Raw genomic sequence first — 14,991 nt, 5'->3', positions numbered from 1 at the left:
TAAAAAAGAGCTCAAACAATTGCTTCAATCGGGGCTAGGCATTTTTGCTAATTTTAATTATTTTAGAAATCAATTATATTACACAAACAAGCAAACTGTCAGTTCGAGTGATTTTTTTCCTTTAAAAAAATGGTATCGAGAACTTTTTAAGTATCAAAATAAATCAATATTCATCAATATAAAAGAATTCAAATTCTCGATACAATATTTAATTCCTTCTTGTCATTAAAATCACTCGAATTGACAAATTCAATTTAAACAGACTCTAGCTTAAAAAATATATTTAACTTAATTTTAAATATACAAATGCTGTATAAGCAACTAATAATAGGATTCCGTGTACCCAATTTAAACGCAATTTCTTTGGAAAAAACGCAAATGGTAATACGATAAATGAAATGGCAAGCATCCAATAAATATCGCTATTTACTAAACTTAACGCATCATTTTCCAATTGTATCGGTGTAATAATGGCGGTAATTCCTAAAACTGCCAAGATATTAAACACGTTCGAACCGATTAAATTCCCTAAAGAAATAGCTTTTTCTTTCTTCAAAACTGCAATTATTGATGCCGCTAATTCTGGTACACTTGTTCCTACGGAAACGACAGTAACTCCAATAATAGCATCACTTACACCCATATTTTTAGCCAAACTTGTTGCTCCTTCGATTAACCATTCCGAACCCAACCATAAACAAAAACCACCAATCACTAAGAATAAGATAATTTTATACAACGGCATCTCCTCTTCCTCTTCTGATATTTCATCAACAACAACCGTATTTTTTTGAAAACGTAATAAATACACTAAAAATGCAATTAACATTGTAAATAAAATAATACCTTCATAGCGTTGAATCGTATAATCAAAGGCGATAAAAAAATATAACAATCCAGAGGCAAGCATCATTACGGGCCAATCAGTTTTATAAAAACTTTTTTCAACTTCAATGGTCGATAAGATTATCGTAATCCCTAAAACCAAGCCTAAATTTGCAATATTAGAACCAATTACATTTCCTACTGCCAAGCCAGTAGCACCACTTAATGCCGATTTAATACTAACTATTAGTTCTGGTGCAGAGGTTGCAAAAGAAACTACCGTCATCCCGATGACAACTTTAGAAATATTTAATTTTAATGACAATCCTACCGCTGCTTTTAACAACCAATTCCCTCCAAGAACCAGTAGTAACAACCCTAATACTATGTAAATGATACTCATTTTTTATATTTTTTTACAAAGATAGTACATTGATTATAATTTTTATAGCAAAATAAAAATGCTATATTTCACTTAAATTTTAAAACTGATTTTTATAAAGATATTAAGTGATTAATTGTTAAAATATACTAGAATATGACAGAAAAAAGAATAAAATTTTGTATTTTAATTGCTTGTAATCTATAAAACTAAAAAATTCAACGATGAAAGAACACATAAAGGTATACACAGGAACAACAATTTTAACAAATCGACTTGCTTTTTTATTAGATGAGGCAAAAATTCCGACATTAATTAAGGACACAAAAGAATCTGGAAGATTAGCAGGCTTTGGTGCTACGGGAGATTCTTGTGAATTATTCATTTATAAAGCTGATTATAAGGATGCTGAAAAAATAATTATCGACTTTAAAAAAGAGGTAAATTAAATTTCTGAAAATAAAATAAAAAAAAGTGCTATTTTATTTTTTAGAACCGAAAAACAGTTGTAGATTTGCACTCGCAATACGGCCTCGTGGCGCAACTGAATAGCGCACTTGATTACGGCTCAAGAGGTTGCTGGTTTGAATCCAGCCGAGGTCACAAAAAAACACTAAGAATTATATTCTTAGTGTTTTTTATTTGCCCACATTTTACCTGTAAACACTGGGTTAAATGCCTTATTTTTAAATTTTATTTAATATAGTTTTATTACAAAACGAGTAGTTTAGTTACTAAAATTGGTACAATTAAGAAAAAATAGTATAAAAATATACCATACTAATAATGGCTTTTTTCCAGACAATCGAATTAATTTGAATGATTAGACTATATAAAACAAAATTCAACAAGTTTTTTCGTTTCTAAATTGATTACCTTAATATCCTTTGAATTAAATTTTCTTCTATTACTTTATCTAGCAATTCAAATTAATTCCCATTCGTTGCACGATTACATAAAAATCAGAAAAGTAAACGCTAAAATTATTTTTTATCATATTTCGTATTGTTTTTAATCTTTTTTGAAGTTTTAAAACCAATAAATATATGCTACTTTAAAAAAATCACAAGAAATTAGGATAAAATAATCAACATAAAAACAACTGCTATAAAAAAGACCCTAAGCTTTCGCTTAAGGCCTTTTCGTCTAACCAAACTTAGTATAAAAACTAACTACTACTATCTTTAAACTCTTAATTTTTTTTAAACTTCTCTAAAACTTCTCTTTTATTGAATTATCCTAAAAAAGGATACTGTAAAAACGCTTCAACAAAGAGAAGTTTAAAAAGGGGACTTCAATTTAAGGCTATTATATTTTACTGATATTTAATAGATTCTACACACTTATGACACATTTATTAATTAAAGGTCACATAAAAACAAAAAAAAACTCAAAAAAGTTTTTTTTTGAGTTTTTAATATAAGTATTTTCTTAAAAATACCCGATGTTCAGGAATTGATTTATCATAATTTTTCACTAAAACCTCTAGTATTTCTGGAGGCTTAACACCAATTTCTGATACTTCTTTATATTTAGAAACATATAAATTATAGGTTTCTTTATCTTTTTCAAAAATTAAAAAATGTTCTTCATTTAAAATGGCATAACAAATTTCATTTCCTAAAAAACTTGCTGATTCATCCTTAAAAAAATCAGAAAATTCGTAATACCTAAAAATATTTTCCATATTAAATTATTTCTGCAGATAATCCTAATTCTAGTAATTTACTACATCTTGGTTCTAAGTCTTTATATTCGCCTGTTTTCACGGCACATTTTCCTTTATGATGAACCAAAATAGAACATTGTTCTGCTTGTTCCAATGTGTGTTCACAAACATCGACCAAACTATCAATTACAAAATCGAACGAATTTACATCATCATTATGTAAAATAATTTCATGCTTTTTTGTTTCTTGAATTAAAACATCTAGCTCTTCTTGTATTTTTTCTATTGTGCTCATTTGTGGATATTTAGTACTATTTTATGCTTTTTTTTGATACTGCAAAGCTACCCAATTATTTCTTTTTATTGTTTTATTTAATGTTAAACCGTATTTTGAAACTTCGGCATCTATAATTGGAATATCTTCACTATAAAAACCGCTTAACAATAGAACGCCTGTTTTATTTAGGCAATTTGTATAGGTTTTCATATCGTTTAATAAAATATTACGATTGATATTCGCGATAATAACATCATATTTTTTATCGGTTAAAAGTGATGAATCACCTTCAAAAACTGAAATATTTTTACAACCATTTCTTGTTACATTTTCTACGGAATTTTCGTAACACCAAGCATCGATGTCAATAGCATCAATAGGATTTGCACCTTTCATTTCAGCAAAAATTGCTAAAATTCCTGTTCCGCATCCCATATCGAGCACTTTTTTATCCGCAACATCTAGATTGATTAAATGTTGTACCATCATGTGTGTTGTTTCGTGATGTCCTGTACCGAAACTCATTTTCGGTTCGATAACAATATCGTATTTTAATTGAGGATTTTCATGAAATGGCGCTCGGATACTTACTAAATCATCTACTTGAATTTGATTAAAATTCTTTTCCCATTCGGCATTCCAATTGGTTTGTTCAATTTCTTTTTGTTCAAAATTGATGGTAAAATCAGCAGATTTTAAAATAAAAATAGCATCTAATATAGTTTCTTTCCAGTCATTTTTTTGAATATATGCGGTAACGCCATTTTCATTTTCGACAAAACTTTCAAAACCAACGTCACCTAATTCAGCGATTAAAATTTCTGTTGCGGGTTCTTTTGGGCTTATTTCAAAAATATATTCTATATAAATATTATCCATTTTTTTTAACTTCTCTTGATTTTTTTGTTGATTTCTGTTGATTTCTCTGACTTAAATTGCGTTAACAATTGCTAAAAAATCTTTAGCATTTAAAGCTGCACCTCCAATTAATCCGCCATCGACATCTTGTTTTGAAAAAATTTCTTTGGCATTTTCGGGTTTTACGCTTCCGCCATACAATATTGAAATATTTTCTACTATTTCATTTCCGTATTTTTTAGCGATTGTTTTCCTTACAAAACTGTGGATTTCTTGTGCTTGTCCAGCCGATGCTGTTTCTCCCGTTCCGATTGCCCAAACAGGTTCGTAGGCTAAGATAATATTTTTAAAATCTTCTTTTTTTAGATGAAATAAGCCATTTTTCAATTGATTTTCAACAACTTCAAAATGATTTTTTTGTTTTCTATCTTCTAAAACTTCGCCAAAACAAAAGATAACTTCTAAGTTATTTTGAAGAGCTGTTGTTACTTTTTGAGCAAGAATTGCATCGGTTTCGCCAAAATATTCTCTTCTTTCAGAATGTCCTAAAATCACTAACTTCAAACCTAAATCAGTCAGCATATCAGCAGAAATTTCGCCTGTAAAAGCACCATTATCAGCTTGATGCATATTTTGTGCAGCTACTTCAATATTTGATTTTTTTGTTTTTTTAACAGCCGTATTTAAATTCACAAAACTCGGTGCTATAATTACTCTGGTAGTATCACTTATTTGCTTGTCTGCCTGCTTTTTAAGTTCCTTGATTAACGTTTTAGTTTGGTCAAGATTATTATTCATTTTCCAGTTACCTGCAACTATCTTTTTTCTCAAAATTATGTTCTAATTTATAATTTAAACGTTACTAATTAGTGTTTTACTATTAGTGTTTTTATGATTAATATTTTATCCTTTTTATTATTCTTTTAAAGCTGCTTCTAACCTTGGATCAAACGGTTCTGTTACATTTGATAACGAAATAATTCCAAGCTCATTAACGACCATATAACCTGGTATATCTTTAATTCCTAATCCTTTAGCATATCCTCCTTTTAATGCATTAGACATAAAATAATGATCTCCTTCTATATTAAAAAAGCGTTCTATTCCTTTTTTCCAATGTGGAATTGTTTTATCTATTGATAAGAAAACAAAAACAACGTCAGGATTTTTGGCTTTTAATTCTTTAATTTTTGGCGTTCCAGAAACACATTCAGCACACCAAGAGGCACATACCTCAAACATTACTTTTTTACCTTTATATTTTTCTAAAATTTCTCTAAAAGTGATTGTTTCCTCTTGAATTGTTAAAAATTTTTCATTTAAAACTTCTTCAGGAAATGGTGATGGTTTTTCACCACCACAAGAGGCTAATACAATAAAGATAAATGCGTAAATAATTTTTTTCATAACTTTTTTTTTTAATATTTTCACTAACTATTTCGGCTAAAAATACGTTATTTTTTTAATATTTTACCTATAAAATCATCGGTAATTTTTGTTTCATTAAAAACAGTTATTGCTCCATTTTCAGCAATTAATAAATAGCGAGGAATCCAATTTACCCCCAAAAACTTCGCAAATTTTCCTTCCCAGCCCGATTGCATAAAATAATGTTGTCCTTTTAGATTTAGGCGATGAACAGCAGTTTCCCAGGATTCTAAATCTTTATCAAGCGACAAATATACAAATACTACCGTTGGATTTTCGGCTTGAAGTTTTTTAACATCAGGCAGACTCTCTAAGCAATCTTTACACCACGAAGCCCACACATCAATCACTATTTTTTTTCCTTTATTTTGTGATAAAATATCTTTAAAAAGTACTTCTTCTCTTTCTATTTCTCTTTCTCTTTCTGTTTTATTTTGATTTTGATTCTTTATACCGAATGAAATAAAAGTATCGTTTAAGGCTTCTTTTGAAAATTCGGTAGGATTTTTAAGAGAACAATTCCCTAAAAAAAATCCTGTAAAAATTAATAGTATATATTTTATCATCTTGATTATTTATTTTACTTAAAATTGGTTTAAATTATTTTATTTTTGAAACTTTTGATGCTTTAAAAAGCGTAATTTTCTGTTTTTCATCAATCATAATAAATCTCGGAATTGTTTTGAGTTTTAAAAATTTCGCTAATTTCCCTTTTCCTTTTTTTGGAATATAATAATACGCTCCTTTTATGTTGTTGTTTTTTTTGATGTTTTCAAGTCCTCTTTTCCAATCAAAATAAGAATGATCGACCGATAAAAACACATATTTTATCGCTGGATTTTTTTGTTGAAATTCCAAGACGTCTTTAAAACTTTGCTGACTAATTGGGCAATAGGTTGCAAAAATTTGTACAAATTGCCTCTTATTTTTATTTTTTTGAAAGATTTCTCTTAAAGTTATCGAATCTCGATGTATGGTTACTAGTTTTTCTGATAACGCATCCGAAGAAAAATATTTAGGCTGAAAAACAGCACAACTTTGCAATACTAAAAACAGCATAAAAATAAAAAAATACTTCATTTTAACTTAATTTAATCCGTGGATCTAACCAACTATAAATAACATCTACTAAGATATTTATCAAAATAAATAACGTAGCGATAACCAATACACTCCCCATTATTACGGGCAAATCGAGTGTATTCAACGAATTTACGATTTCTTTTCCTAATCCGTTCCAATTGAAAATATATTCAACAAAAACGGCACCTGCCAACATCGAAGCAAACCAACCTGAAATTGCCGTTACTACTGGGTTTAACGAGTTTTTTAAGGCGTGTTTTTTAAGTACTTGATATTCCGTTAATCCTTTTGCTCTTGCGGTTCGGATATAATCTTGTTGTAGGGTTTCTAATAACGAATTTCGCATCAATTGAATCACCACCGCCAATGGACGAATGCCTAATACAATCGCTGGTAACACCAAATTTTTCCACTCAATACGGATTCCTTCGCCAAAATCATCAACTTCATATAAACTTCCTGTCATTTCTAATCCTGTGAATTTATGCAATACAAATCCGAAGAACCAAGCCACTAAAATTGCCGAAAAAAAAGACGGAATACTCATTCCTAAAGTACTGATAATCGCTATGATTTTATCAAAAAAAGTATCTTTATATAATGCCGATAAAATTCCTAAAATAATTCCTAAAAATAACGCAATCGCAATGGAAAAAATGGCTAAAACGGCCGTATTTGGCAACGTTTCTGCAATAACTTCCGATACATTTTTACCGTTTTTCTGAAAAGATTGTCGTAAATACGGATATTTTAATACAATATTCGTTCCATTTATTTGGATTATTTTCTGAAAAGAATATTTTTCTTCGGATAAAAAAGTATAATCTCCCGAAAAATCACTGTGAAATGATAACGGCGAAACATCATTTAAATAATATAAATATTGCGTAGATATCGGCTTATCAAAACCGTATTTCTTTCTGATATTTTCAAGCTGTTTGGTATCTTCTCGTTGATCTAACATCATTCTAGCAGGGTCGCCTGGCAACACATTGAACAAAAAAAAGATAACCGTAACAACTCCAAAAAGTGTTAAAAATCCGTAGAAAATTTTATGAATTATATATTGAAACATACGATACAAAGATAGAATAAGATATAAGAAAGTCTTAAAAAAAGTATTTAAAAAGTGTACTTTTGCCTAACTTTTACCATAATTTTAGAACAACACATGACCACACAAGAATTAGTTGCACAAATTAAAAAAAAGAAGTCGTTTTTATGCATCGGTTTAGATGTCGATTTAACCAAAATACCGCAACATTTATTACAGAAAAAAGACCCGATTTTCGCCTTCAATAAAGCCATAATTGATGCGACACATCATTTATGCGTTGCCTACAAACCAAACACCGCTTTTTACGAAGCTTACGGAATAAAAGGTTGGAAATCTTTGGAAAAAACTATCAAATACATCAACAAAAAGTACCCTGAAATTTTTACCATTGCAGATGCAAAACGTGGCGATATCGGCAATACTTCTACCATGTATGCCAAAGCTTTTTTGGAAGATTTAGCCTTCGATTCGGTAACCGTTGCCCCGTATATGGGAAAAGATTCCGTAGAACCTTTTTTAGCTTTTCAAGATAAACATACCATTATGTTGGCATTAACATCCAACCAAGGTGCGTTTGATTTTCAAACAAAAAATGTGGTAGAAAGTAATAAAATTGATAAAAATAATAAAATTGACACTCCAAAAGAATTATATAAACAGGTTTTAGAAACGTCTAAATCTTGGAAAAATTCTCAAAATTTAATGTATGTTGTCGGAGCAACAAAAGCGGAATATTTCAAAGAAATTCGAAAAATTGTGCCTGATAGCTTTTTATTAGTTCCTGGAGTTGGAGCGCAAGGTGGAAATTTACAAGATGTTTGTAAATTCGGAATGAACAAAAATATCGGTTTATTAATTAATTCTTCTCGTGGAATTATTTATGCTTCGGATAAAAAAGATTTTGCTGATAAATCCGCAGTAAAAGCACTAGAATTACAACAACAAATGCAAGATATTTTAAACCAATAAGTATCAAAAAATAAGCATCAAAAAAAGCATAAAAACCTAAATACTTAAAATATTAAAATAAGTATTTAGGTTTTTATTTGTTGTTTTTTGTTGTTTTTTAAATTTCAATAACTATTTTTTAGTATTTATCTTGCAACGCAAATACTTGACGCAATAAAGCCGTATTTCGTAATGCCGATTTTTCACGGATTCCTTTTTCTTCCACTGCAATCATTTTAAAAACACCTTGCAACGCTTGCTTGGTTACATAATCTGTTAAATCAGGATTTACCCTTTTTACAAAAGGAATGCTGTTATATTTATTGATTAAATTTGTCCAAATTTTATCGGCACCAACTTTCGAAAATGAGTTTTTTATAACAGGATTAAATTTGCTATATAAAGCTGTATTTGTTTTTGACTCTAAGTAAGAAGTTGCCGAATTTTTATCGCCTAATAAAATAGTTTTGGCATCGTTAAAAGAAATTTCTTTCACTGCTTTTACAAAAATTGGCGTGGCAGTTTTAACGGCATCTTCCGCAGTTCTGTTCATCGCTTTTATACCTTGATCTGCCAAATTACTTAATCCGATTTTACGCAATCCTTTATCAACGGCTTTTAATTCTTCTGGCAATACGATTTTCACCAAATTATTTTTATAAAAACCATCGGTTGCCGTTAGTTTTGCAACTTGATGTTTAATTCCGTTATCCAACGCTTGACGCAATCCATTTCCTATTTGCTGTTGCGATAAAACGCCTCCCGTTCCTTGTGGTAATTGACTGACTACTTTTTGTAATTCGGCACATCCTGTTAAAAATGTTACGGAAAACACAAATATTGCTATAATTTTTTTCATTTTTACTAGTTTATTTTGATGTTTGTTTTGATGTTAAATTATATTATTATTGAAAACTATCGGTTTTTTTATCATATCCGAACGGACAATGTTTACAGCCACTTTTACAGCAATATCCACGCCTTAAATGATACGATTCTTTAAAAACTCGGTATCCTTGTTCGTTTAGATAATATTCGTCGGGAGTTGCTTTTAAAATGGTATTTCTCATAATGCAAATATCAAAAAAAGAAACGTTATTAAGAATTTATTTTAGTTTCTTAATAAACTTAGACCTCACAGGTTTTAAAAACCTGTGAGGTCTAGAATAAAGATAATAAATATTTTTTTTATTTTTTGCTGATTTCTGGCGGATATACTGCCATTATTTCAGCGACAAATTCTTTAATTCTCGCTTGTTTTTGTTCCACATTTCGAGTGCTTAAAGTCCCTGTTCCGATACCTTGCCAAACTAATTCTTTTTTCTGAGCATCTAATATATCAATAAAAAGTGTTCCTTGTGTATATTTAGAAACTTGTATCGGATTGATGCCGTAATAATACGGATAATAAAATCCGCCGTAAAAATTATCAGTAACCATAATTCGTTCTGTTGATTTTGTAAAAATACTTACTAAAATATCAGGCGAATCGGATTTTGTCATTCCCTTTGCCATTAATTCTTGCTCGATAGCACGCATAATCCGTCTTTTATCTAAATCGGAAATCGTTGCTTTATCGATGCCTTTTTTATAAAATGCAAATGTCTTATAATTTTTGAAATTTACCTTCGTATCGTAGTCTGTTGCTACATTTACTGAAACACAGGAAGTTATCAGAAATAATACAATCAGTAAAATTAATGATTTTGTTAATGATTTTATCGAAAAAGAAAATAAAGTAGCTGATTTCATAATAATTAATTTTTTAAGGATAAAATGTTAAAAAAATATAGCAATAAATATGCCAAATAACTGATTTACAAACAATAAAAATTAACACAAAAAAATAACAGTTACGATGCAAACAAGAAACATCATCCAAAATATAAATGAGTATTTTTGTGGCTAAATCCCTTCCATTTTAATATGATTTTTATAGCAAAATATATTATTCCTAAAGGTTTTTCGGGCATTGCCTTATTTCCTTTTATCTTTTTAAAAACTAAGGATTTAAAAGAAAATGATGTGTTAATAAATCATGAAAAAATTCACCTAAAACAACAAGTAGAATTGTTCATTATTTTCTTCTATCTTTTCTACGCAATCGAATGGATTTTTAAATATATAAAATACAAAAATGCCTATTTAGCCTATGAAAATTTAAGTTTTGAAAGAGAAGCGTATATCAACGAAGAAAATTTATATTATATTGAATCTCGTAAATCTTGGGCTTTTATGTATTATCTATAATATATCAAATTAATGATAAAATCAACAACAAAAACAGCAATAAATAATGATAAACAATGATAAAAGTCATTTAAAAACATAAATAGTAAGCGTAATTTTGCAGTATCAATTAATATGATTAATTAACAATAAAAAAAAACTACTTATGAAATTAAATATAACAGACGGAGAATTAAAAATTGTAATGGATACGCCTGCTTTTAACAAATTTTCTCTTAAAGATGCTGGTTTAAAAGAAGATTCATACACTGTTGAAGGTGGAAATTTACGTTTAAATATCGCTTTAGGATATATTCAAGATTACAACTTTTATAAAATGCCTATAATTGAATTAGAATATGAAAATAATATCCACGAAAGTGAATGGATTGTGGAATTTAACGGCGAAAATATTTTAGAGAAAAAAGACCATTCTGGAACTAAAACGATTTTATTATTAAACCGTAATAAAATGAATAAATTAGTACATCGTCATGAAAATAATTTAATTATTCATGGTGATTTTTCTGAAAAAGTAAACATCAAGAATTCTAGTACACTTAACTTACTAGAAGAACCTGGACAATAATATTGTTATCCCCCATTTATCATTATTTTTTATAATTTATCATTGATAAAAACACTAAAAAATCCTTCAAAATATATTGAAGGATTTTTTTTGATAATTTGTCTTAGGTTATCTCATCATAGCGGTGCGTTGATAATCTAAAATAAATGATATGCTTTTTTCTTTTTCTAAATTTTCCCACTTAAAATAAATTTTTACAAAATTGCAATTTTTCTATAATTTTCATATTCTCTATTTTTAAATAGTTATTTTTAATAATTGTATTTCTTTCTTTTAAATTCCAATCATCAGCGATGTATAATTTAGCATCATTATAAGGCGTTGTTCTTGTTTATTTTTTTCTTGAGAAGCATTTTCTACTTCATTTACTTCTTGCACTTCATTCATAGTAACTTTTTTTTTGATTTATTTATACTACAAAGTAAATTCATCGTTTTCCACGAAATTAGGAAAATAAAAGATTTCCCATTTTTATGGAAAATCAAAGCGTATCTTTGATTGATAAAAGAAATATCAACAATAAAAAAGAAGAAAAAATTATGAAAAATAACATCAGTAAAAAAATACAACGGCAAATTACTATCATCAATTTTCTAAAAACAGAAACAAAATCTAGTAATGCAATTTTACAGCATCTCGCACTAAAAGGACACAGTAAAAGTACCAGTACTTTAAGTAATGACATTAAAAGTTTAAAAGAAAGTGGCTTCAAAATTGATGACAATACCAAAGGATATTATACCTTATTTTTTGAGGAATGTAACGAACTTTTTTCACATTTTGTAAAATATCAATCCATGGCAATTGCCTATGAGAAAGCTTTACAAATCCCCGAAAAATATATGCAATATATTTTATTTGAACCCAATGCTCTAGAATTTAATTTAGATATTTTCAGTACTATTTTTGATGCAATTATCAAAAAAGTAGCCGTAACTTTTAATCATGTAAATTATAAACGAAATAACGCTGTAAAAAAATATATTTTTGAACCCTATGTATTAAAAGAATTTCAAAATAGATGGTATGTTATCGGTAAAACCGAAAAAGGATACCGAACTTTTTCTTTGGATAGAATTTCAGATTTAGAACTTACCAAAAATAAAATCGCTATTAATTTAGAACGTATTGAAGAAAAATTACGCTATACCGTTGGTGTTAGTTTTAATGAAGAAACCATCAAACCGATACAAATTAAATTGAAAATTAATAACAGTCAGAAAGAATATATAAAAACAACCCCTATTTTTAAATATCAAAAAATAACCGAAGAAAATCCTGATTTTTTTATCTTGAGTTTATTTGTTGGAAATTCGATTGAACTGCATCAAAAAATATTAAAATACGGACATCGAATTGAAGTTTTAGAACCGCTTAGTTTACGAAAAGAAATTGCAGATGAAGTAACAGGATTAATGAAAAATTATCATCTTTAATTACTTATTCTTTTGTAAAATAGTCAATCCGACACGTATTTCTCCATACGGAACTTTTTCTCCTAAAAACTCAAAATAAGGTTTTAGTGTTGGTTCATTTTTTAAAACTTTTTTAGCATTTGCTATTAATTTTAAGGTATCTACACTAATAAATTTATTTAGATTTACATCTTTTCCTTCTAAATATAATTTTGATAAATGAGAAAATATTGTTGGTGATTTTAAATTTCGTTTCTCCGCTATTTCATCAATAGAAAAACCTTCTTTGTATAATTTATAGGTTTCTAAAGTCGTATCTTTTTTACCTTGTTTTTTATGTTTGATAAATTTTTTAATTTCTTCCATAAACTCGCCACCATAGACTTCTAACTTTCGATTTCCTACACCACTAACGGCTAAAAATGCCGAATCTGTTTGCGGACGTTCGTTTTCTAAAGCTCGTAATGTAGCATCACTAAAAACCAAATACGCAGGAATATCTTCTTCTTTTGCAATACGAGTACGTAATTTTCGTAAAGCCTCAAATAAACTACCAGTTGGCGTTTTTGTTCTTGATTTTTTCTTTTTTACACCTGCTACTTTTACTTCTTTCTTAAATTCAACAGGTGTTGTTAATTGAACTTTTTCACCATTAAAAAGAACTTTTTTAGAAAAATCAGTTAATTGCAAGCTATTATTTAAATGAAAAGCAATCTGACAATATCCTTGATTTATCAACTGAATAATATAATGTTGCCAATGTTGCCACGAAATATCATTTCCTATTCCGTAGGTTTTTAATGTTTGATAATTTTTATCTAAAACTCCCGCATTTTTAGCACCTCGAAGTACATCAATAACAGTTCCTATTCCTTCTTTTTCTTGCAATCTGTAAATTACTGAAAGTGCTTTTTGAGCAATAATAGTTCCGTCAAAAAACTGAACTGGATTTTTACAAACATCACAATTTCCACAATTTTTTTCAATCAATTCGCCAAAATAACTCAATAAAATTTTTCGTCGGCAAACGGTTGCTTCAGAAAATTGTTTCATACGGTCTAACTTCGCATTTTCTAATTCTTGATTATTTCCATTTTCAATAAATTGACGCAATTGAATTACATCTGCATAACTATGAAATAGTAAGGCTTCGGCAGATAAACCATCTCTTCCTGCACGTCCTATTTCCTGATAATATCCTTCAATATTTTTGGGCATATTATAATGAATTACCCAACGCACATTCGATTTATCGATTCCCATCCCAAACGCAACCGTTGCACAAATAATTTGCACATCATCTTTAATAAAATCTTCTTGATTTTTTGCACGTTCTTCAAAATTTAAACCCGCATGATACGCTTTTGCATTGATATTATTTTGCTTTAATTTACTTGCCAATTGTTCAGTAGCTTTTCTACTTAAGCAATAAATAATTCCTGCATCATTAGGTTTTTTATTGATAAATTTAATAATCTGTTGTACTCTATCATTTGCTGGTCGAACTTCTAAACTGATATTTTCTCGATTAAAAGAACTCACATATTTAGTTGCATTTGGTACAGATAATTGTGCTAAAATATCTTCCTGAGTCGCTTTATCAGCAGTTGCAGTTAAAGCGATAATTGGCACATTGGGTAAGGTTCTTTTTAAAAAAGATAATTGTTTGTAAGATGGTCTGAAATCATGACCCCAAGAAGAAATACAATGTGCTTCATCAATAGCAACACAACTAATATAATTCTGATTTAACAAATTTTGAAGCAATGCTAAACTCTCAGGAGCAACGTATAAAAGCTTCACTTTTTTGTTGATAACTGCATCAAAAACAGCTTCTTGTTCTTCTGATGATTGACTACTATTATAATAAGTAGCAGGTATTCCATTGGCTTTTAAACTATCAACCTGATCTTTCATCAGTGCGATTAACGGAGAAATAACCAACGTAATTCCATCAAAAAATAATGCAGGTAGCTGAAAACAAATAGATTTCCCTCCTCCTGTTGGCATTATTACTAAGGTATCTTTTTTAGCTAAAACATTTTCAATAATTGCTTTTTGCTGTAACCGAAAACTGTCGTATCCAAAATTAGTTTTTAATTTTGCTAGTAAATCTTGTTCTGTTAGCTGTATCATTTTACAAAAATAATCATAAAAAAAAACGTAGAAATTAATTTCTACGTTTCTTTTAAATACTTGTTAAAATATTTTGAAGCTATTTCCCGCTTTCC

The 14,991-nt window shown here is 28.7% G+C and carries 18 protein-coding genes and 1 tRNA gene; 6 read left to right on the top strand and 13 right to left on the bottom strand.

Going from position 1 to position 14,991, the window contains the following annotated elements; all coding sequences use genetic code 11:
* Positions 1 to 283: 283 nt before the first annotated feature.
* Positions 284 to 1,228 carry a calcium/sodium antiporter gene (locus tag L0U72_RS02160; RefSeq protein WP_233897054.1) on the bottom strand — a complete coding sequence of 315 codons (945 nt, stop codon included), beginning with the start codon at positions 1,226 to 1,228 and terminating at the stop codon, positions 284 to 286.
* Positions 1,229 to 1,431: 203 nt separating this feature from the next.
* Here L0U72_RS02160 and L0U72_RS02155 point away from each other — a divergent pair, with 203 nt between their 5' ends.
* On the top strand, positions 1,432 to 1,656 hold the full coding sequence (locus L0U72_RS02155; protein ID WP_101916424.1) for a putative signal transducing protein: 225 nt from the start codon (positions 1,432 to 1,434) through the stop codon (positions 1,654 to 1,656).
* Between the two features lie 80 nt (positions 1,657 to 1,736).
* Positions 1,737 to 1,810: transfer RNA gene (locus tag L0U72_RS02150), tRNA-Arg, on the top strand.
* An 811-nt stretch (positions 1,811 to 2,621) separates the two neighbouring features.
* Here L0U72_RS02150 and L0U72_RS02145 read toward each other — a convergent pair.
* From L0U72_RS02145 to L0U72_RS02110, 8 genes are all read right to left on the bottom strand, one after another.
* Entirely contained in the window at positions 2,622 to 2,894 is a 273-nt protein-coding gene (locus L0U72_RS02145; RefSeq protein WP_101917877.1) for a hypothetical protein, read from the bottom strand.
* Position 2,895: 1 nt separating this feature from the next.
* The gene (locus L0U72_RS02140; protein ID WP_101917878.1) at positions 2,896 to 3,171 is read right to left on the bottom strand and encodes an ATP-dependent Clp protease adaptor ClpS; all 276 of its coding nucleotides are present in this window, start codon (positions 3,169 to 3,171) and stop codon (positions 2,896 to 2,898) included.
* A 21-nt stretch (positions 3,172 to 3,192) separates the two neighbouring features.
* Positions 3,193 to 4,032, bottom strand: coding sequence for a 50S ribosomal protein L11 methyltransferase (prmA, locus tag L0U72_RS02135; RefSeq protein ID WP_101917879.1), 840 nt, complete (start codon positions 4,030 to 4,032; stop codon positions 3,193 to 3,195).
* Positions 4,033 to 4,083: 51 nt separating this feature from the next.
* Complete coding sequence (gene tpiA / locus L0U72_RS02130) at positions 4,084 to 4,842, bottom strand: triose-phosphate isomerase (protein WP_233898287.1); 759 nt, start codon at positions 4,840 to 4,842, stop codon at positions 4,084 to 4,086.
* A gap of 84 nt (positions 4,843 to 4,926) precedes the next feature.
* Positions 4,927 to 5,418 carry a TlpA family protein disulfide reductase gene (locus L0U72_RS02125; protein WP_101917881.1) on the bottom strand — a complete coding sequence of 164 codons (492 nt, stop codon included), beginning with the start codon at positions 5,416 to 5,418 and terminating at the stop codon, positions 4,927 to 4,929.
* Positions 5,419 to 5,465: 47 nt separating this feature from the next.
* Positions 5,466 to 6,005 (bottom strand): TlpA family protein disulfide reductase, encoded by a 540-nt coding sequence (locus L0U72_RS02120; RefSeq protein WP_233898286.1) that lies wholly within the window; start codon positions 6,003 to 6,005, stop codon positions 5,466 to 5,468.
* 34 nt (positions 6,006 to 6,039) lie between these two features.
* The gene (locus tag L0U72_RS02115; RefSeq protein ID WP_233898285.1) at positions 6,040 to 6,519 is read right to left on the bottom strand and encodes a TlpA family protein disulfide reductase; all 480 of its coding nucleotides are present in this window, start codon (positions 6,517 to 6,519) and stop codon (positions 6,040 to 6,042) included.
* Between the two features lies 1 nt (position 6,520).
* Positions 6,521 to 7,597, bottom strand: coding sequence for an ABC transporter permease (locus L0U72_RS02110; protein ID WP_233898284.1), 1,077 nt, complete (start codon positions 7,595 to 7,597; stop codon positions 6,521 to 6,523).
* A gap of 96 nt (positions 7,598 to 7,693) precedes the next feature.
* Here L0U72_RS02110 and pyrF point away from each other — a divergent pair, with 96 nt between their 5' ends.
* A complete protein-coding gene (pyrF, locus tag L0U72_RS02105) occupies positions 7,694 to 8,548 on the top strand; it encodes an orotidine-5'-phosphate decarboxylase (RefSeq protein WP_101917885.1) in 855 nt (284 codons plus the stop codon).
* 118 nt (positions 8,549 to 8,666) lie between these two features.
* On the opposite strand, the gene L0U72_RS02100 is transcribed toward pyrF, so the two are convergent.
* From L0U72_RS02100 to L0U72_RS02090, 3 genes are all read right to left on the bottom strand, one after another.
* Entirely contained in the window at positions 8,667 to 9,386 is a 720-nt protein-coding gene (locus L0U72_RS02100) for a DUF4197 domain-containing protein (RefSeq protein WP_101917886.1), read from the bottom strand.
* 46 nt (positions 9,387 to 9,432) lie between these two features.
* Complete coding sequence (locus L0U72_RS02095; RefSeq protein WP_159459596.1) at positions 9,433 to 9,597, bottom strand: DUF5522 domain-containing protein; 165 nt, start codon at positions 9,595 to 9,597, stop codon at positions 9,433 to 9,435.
* Between the two features lie 118 nt (positions 9,598 to 9,715).
* Complete coding sequence (locus L0U72_RS02090; protein ID WP_233898283.1) at positions 9,716 to 10,279, bottom strand: DUF4136 domain-containing protein; 564 nt, start codon at positions 10,277 to 10,279, stop codon at positions 9,716 to 9,718.
* 174 nt (positions 10,280 to 10,453) lie between these two features.
* On the opposite strand from L0U72_RS02090, the gene L0U72_RS02085 reads away from it, so the two are divergent.
* The 3 genes from L0U72_RS02085 (at position 10,454) to L0U72_RS02075 (ending at position 12,781) form a co-directional block, all read left to right on the top strand.
* Complete coding sequence (locus tag L0U72_RS02085) at positions 10,454 to 10,777, top strand: hypothetical protein (protein WP_101917888.1); 324 nt, start codon at positions 10,454 to 10,456, stop codon at positions 10,775 to 10,777.
* Between the two features lie 145 nt (positions 10,778 to 10,922).
* Positions 10,923 to 11,345, top strand: a complete 423-nt coding sequence (locus L0U72_RS02080; RefSeq protein WP_101917889.1) for a hypothetical protein — start codon at positions 10,923 to 10,925, stop codon at positions 11,343 to 11,345.
* Positions 11,346 to 11,818: 473 nt separating this feature from the next.
* Positions 11,819 to 12,781, top strand: a complete 963-nt coding sequence (locus L0U72_RS02075; protein WP_101917890.1) for a WYL domain-containing protein — start codon at positions 11,819 to 11,821, stop codon at positions 12,779 to 12,781.
* On the opposite strand, the gene recQ is transcribed toward L0U72_RS02075, so the two are convergent.
* Positions 12,782 to 14,896 carry a DNA helicase RecQ gene (recQ, locus tag L0U72_RS02070; RefSeq protein ID WP_233898282.1) on the bottom strand — a complete coding sequence of 705 codons (2,115 nt, stop codon included), beginning with the start codon at positions 14,894 to 14,896 and terminating at the stop codon, positions 12,782 to 12,784.
* Positions 14,897 to 14,991 lie beyond the last annotated feature (95 nt).

The organism is Tenacibaculum piscium, from assembly GCF_021390755.1.
Classification (GTDB): Bacteria; Bacteroidota; Bacteroidia; order Flavobacteriales; family Flavobacteriaceae; genus Polaribacter; species Polaribacter piscius.
Note: the sequence above shows the minus strand (reverse complement) of the source record. Positions and strands in the feature narration are given on the sequence as shown.

Bases quoted from the DNA above. Each gene is read 5' to 3' on its own strand.
- L0U72_RS02145 (WP_101917877.1), bottom strand. From the start codon at position 2,894: ATGGAAAATATTTTTAGGTATTACGAATTTTCTGATTTTTTTAAGGAT.
- L0U72_RS02095 (WP_159459596.1), bottom strand. From the start codon at position 9,597: ATGAGAAATACCATTTTAAAAGCAACTCCCGACGAATATTATCTAAAC.
- L0U72_RS02120 (WP_233898286.1), bottom strand. From the start codon at position 6,005: ATGATAAAATATATACTATTAATTTTTACAGGATTTTTTTTAGGGAAT.
- L0U72_RS02155 (WP_101916424.1), top strand. From the start codon at position 1,432: ATGAAAGAACACATAAAGGTATACACAGGAACAACAATTTTAACAAAT.
- L0U72_RS02080 (WP_101917889.1), top strand. From the start codon at position 10,923: ATGAAATTAAATATAACAGACGGAGAATTAAAAATTGTAATGGATACG.
- L0U72_RS02100 (WP_101917886.1), bottom strand. From the start codon at position 9,386: ATGAAAAAAATTATAGCAATATTTGTGTTTTCCGTAACATTTTTAACA.
- L0U72_RS02115 (WP_233898285.1), bottom strand. From the start codon at position 6,519: ATGAAGTATTTTTTTATTTTTATGCTGTTTTTAGTATTGCAAAGTTGT.
- L0U72_RS02090 (WP_233898283.1), bottom strand. From the start codon at position 10,279: ATGAAATCAGCTACTTTATTTTCTTTTTCGATAAAATCATTAACAAAA.
- L0U72_RS02125 (WP_101917881.1), bottom strand. From the start codon at position 5,418: ATGAAAAAAATTATTTACGCATTTATCTTTATTGTATTAGCCTCTTGT.
- L0U72_RS02075 (WP_101917890.1), top strand. From the start codon at position 11,819: ATGGAAAATCAAAGCGTATCTTTGATTGATAAAAGAAATATCAACAAT.
- L0U72_RS02085 (WP_101917888.1), top strand. From the start codon at position 10,454: ATGATTTTTATAGCAAAATATATTATTCCTAAAGGTTTTTCGGGCATT.
- recQ (WP_233898282.1), bottom strand. From the start codon at position 14,896: ATGATACAGCTAACAGAACAAGATTTACTAGCAAAATTAAAAACTAAT.
- prmA (WP_101917879.1), bottom strand. From the start codon at position 4,032: ATGGATAATATTTATATAGAATATATTTTTGAAATAAGCCCAAAAGAA.
- L0U72_RS02110 (WP_233898284.1), bottom strand. From the start codon at position 7,597: ATGTTTCAATATATAATTCATAAAATTTTCTACGGATTTTTAACACTT.
- L0U72_RS02140 (WP_101917878.1), bottom strand. From the start codon at position 3,171: ATGAGCACAATAGAAAAAATACAAGAAGAGCTAGATGTTTTAATTCAA.
- pyrF (WP_101917885.1), top strand. From the start codon at position 7,694: ATGACCACACAAGAATTAGTTGCACAAATTAAAAAAAAGAAGTCGTTT.
- L0U72_RS02160 (WP_233897054.1), bottom strand. From the start codon at position 1,228: ATGAGTATCATTTACATAGTATTAGGGTTGTTACTACTGGTTCTTGGA.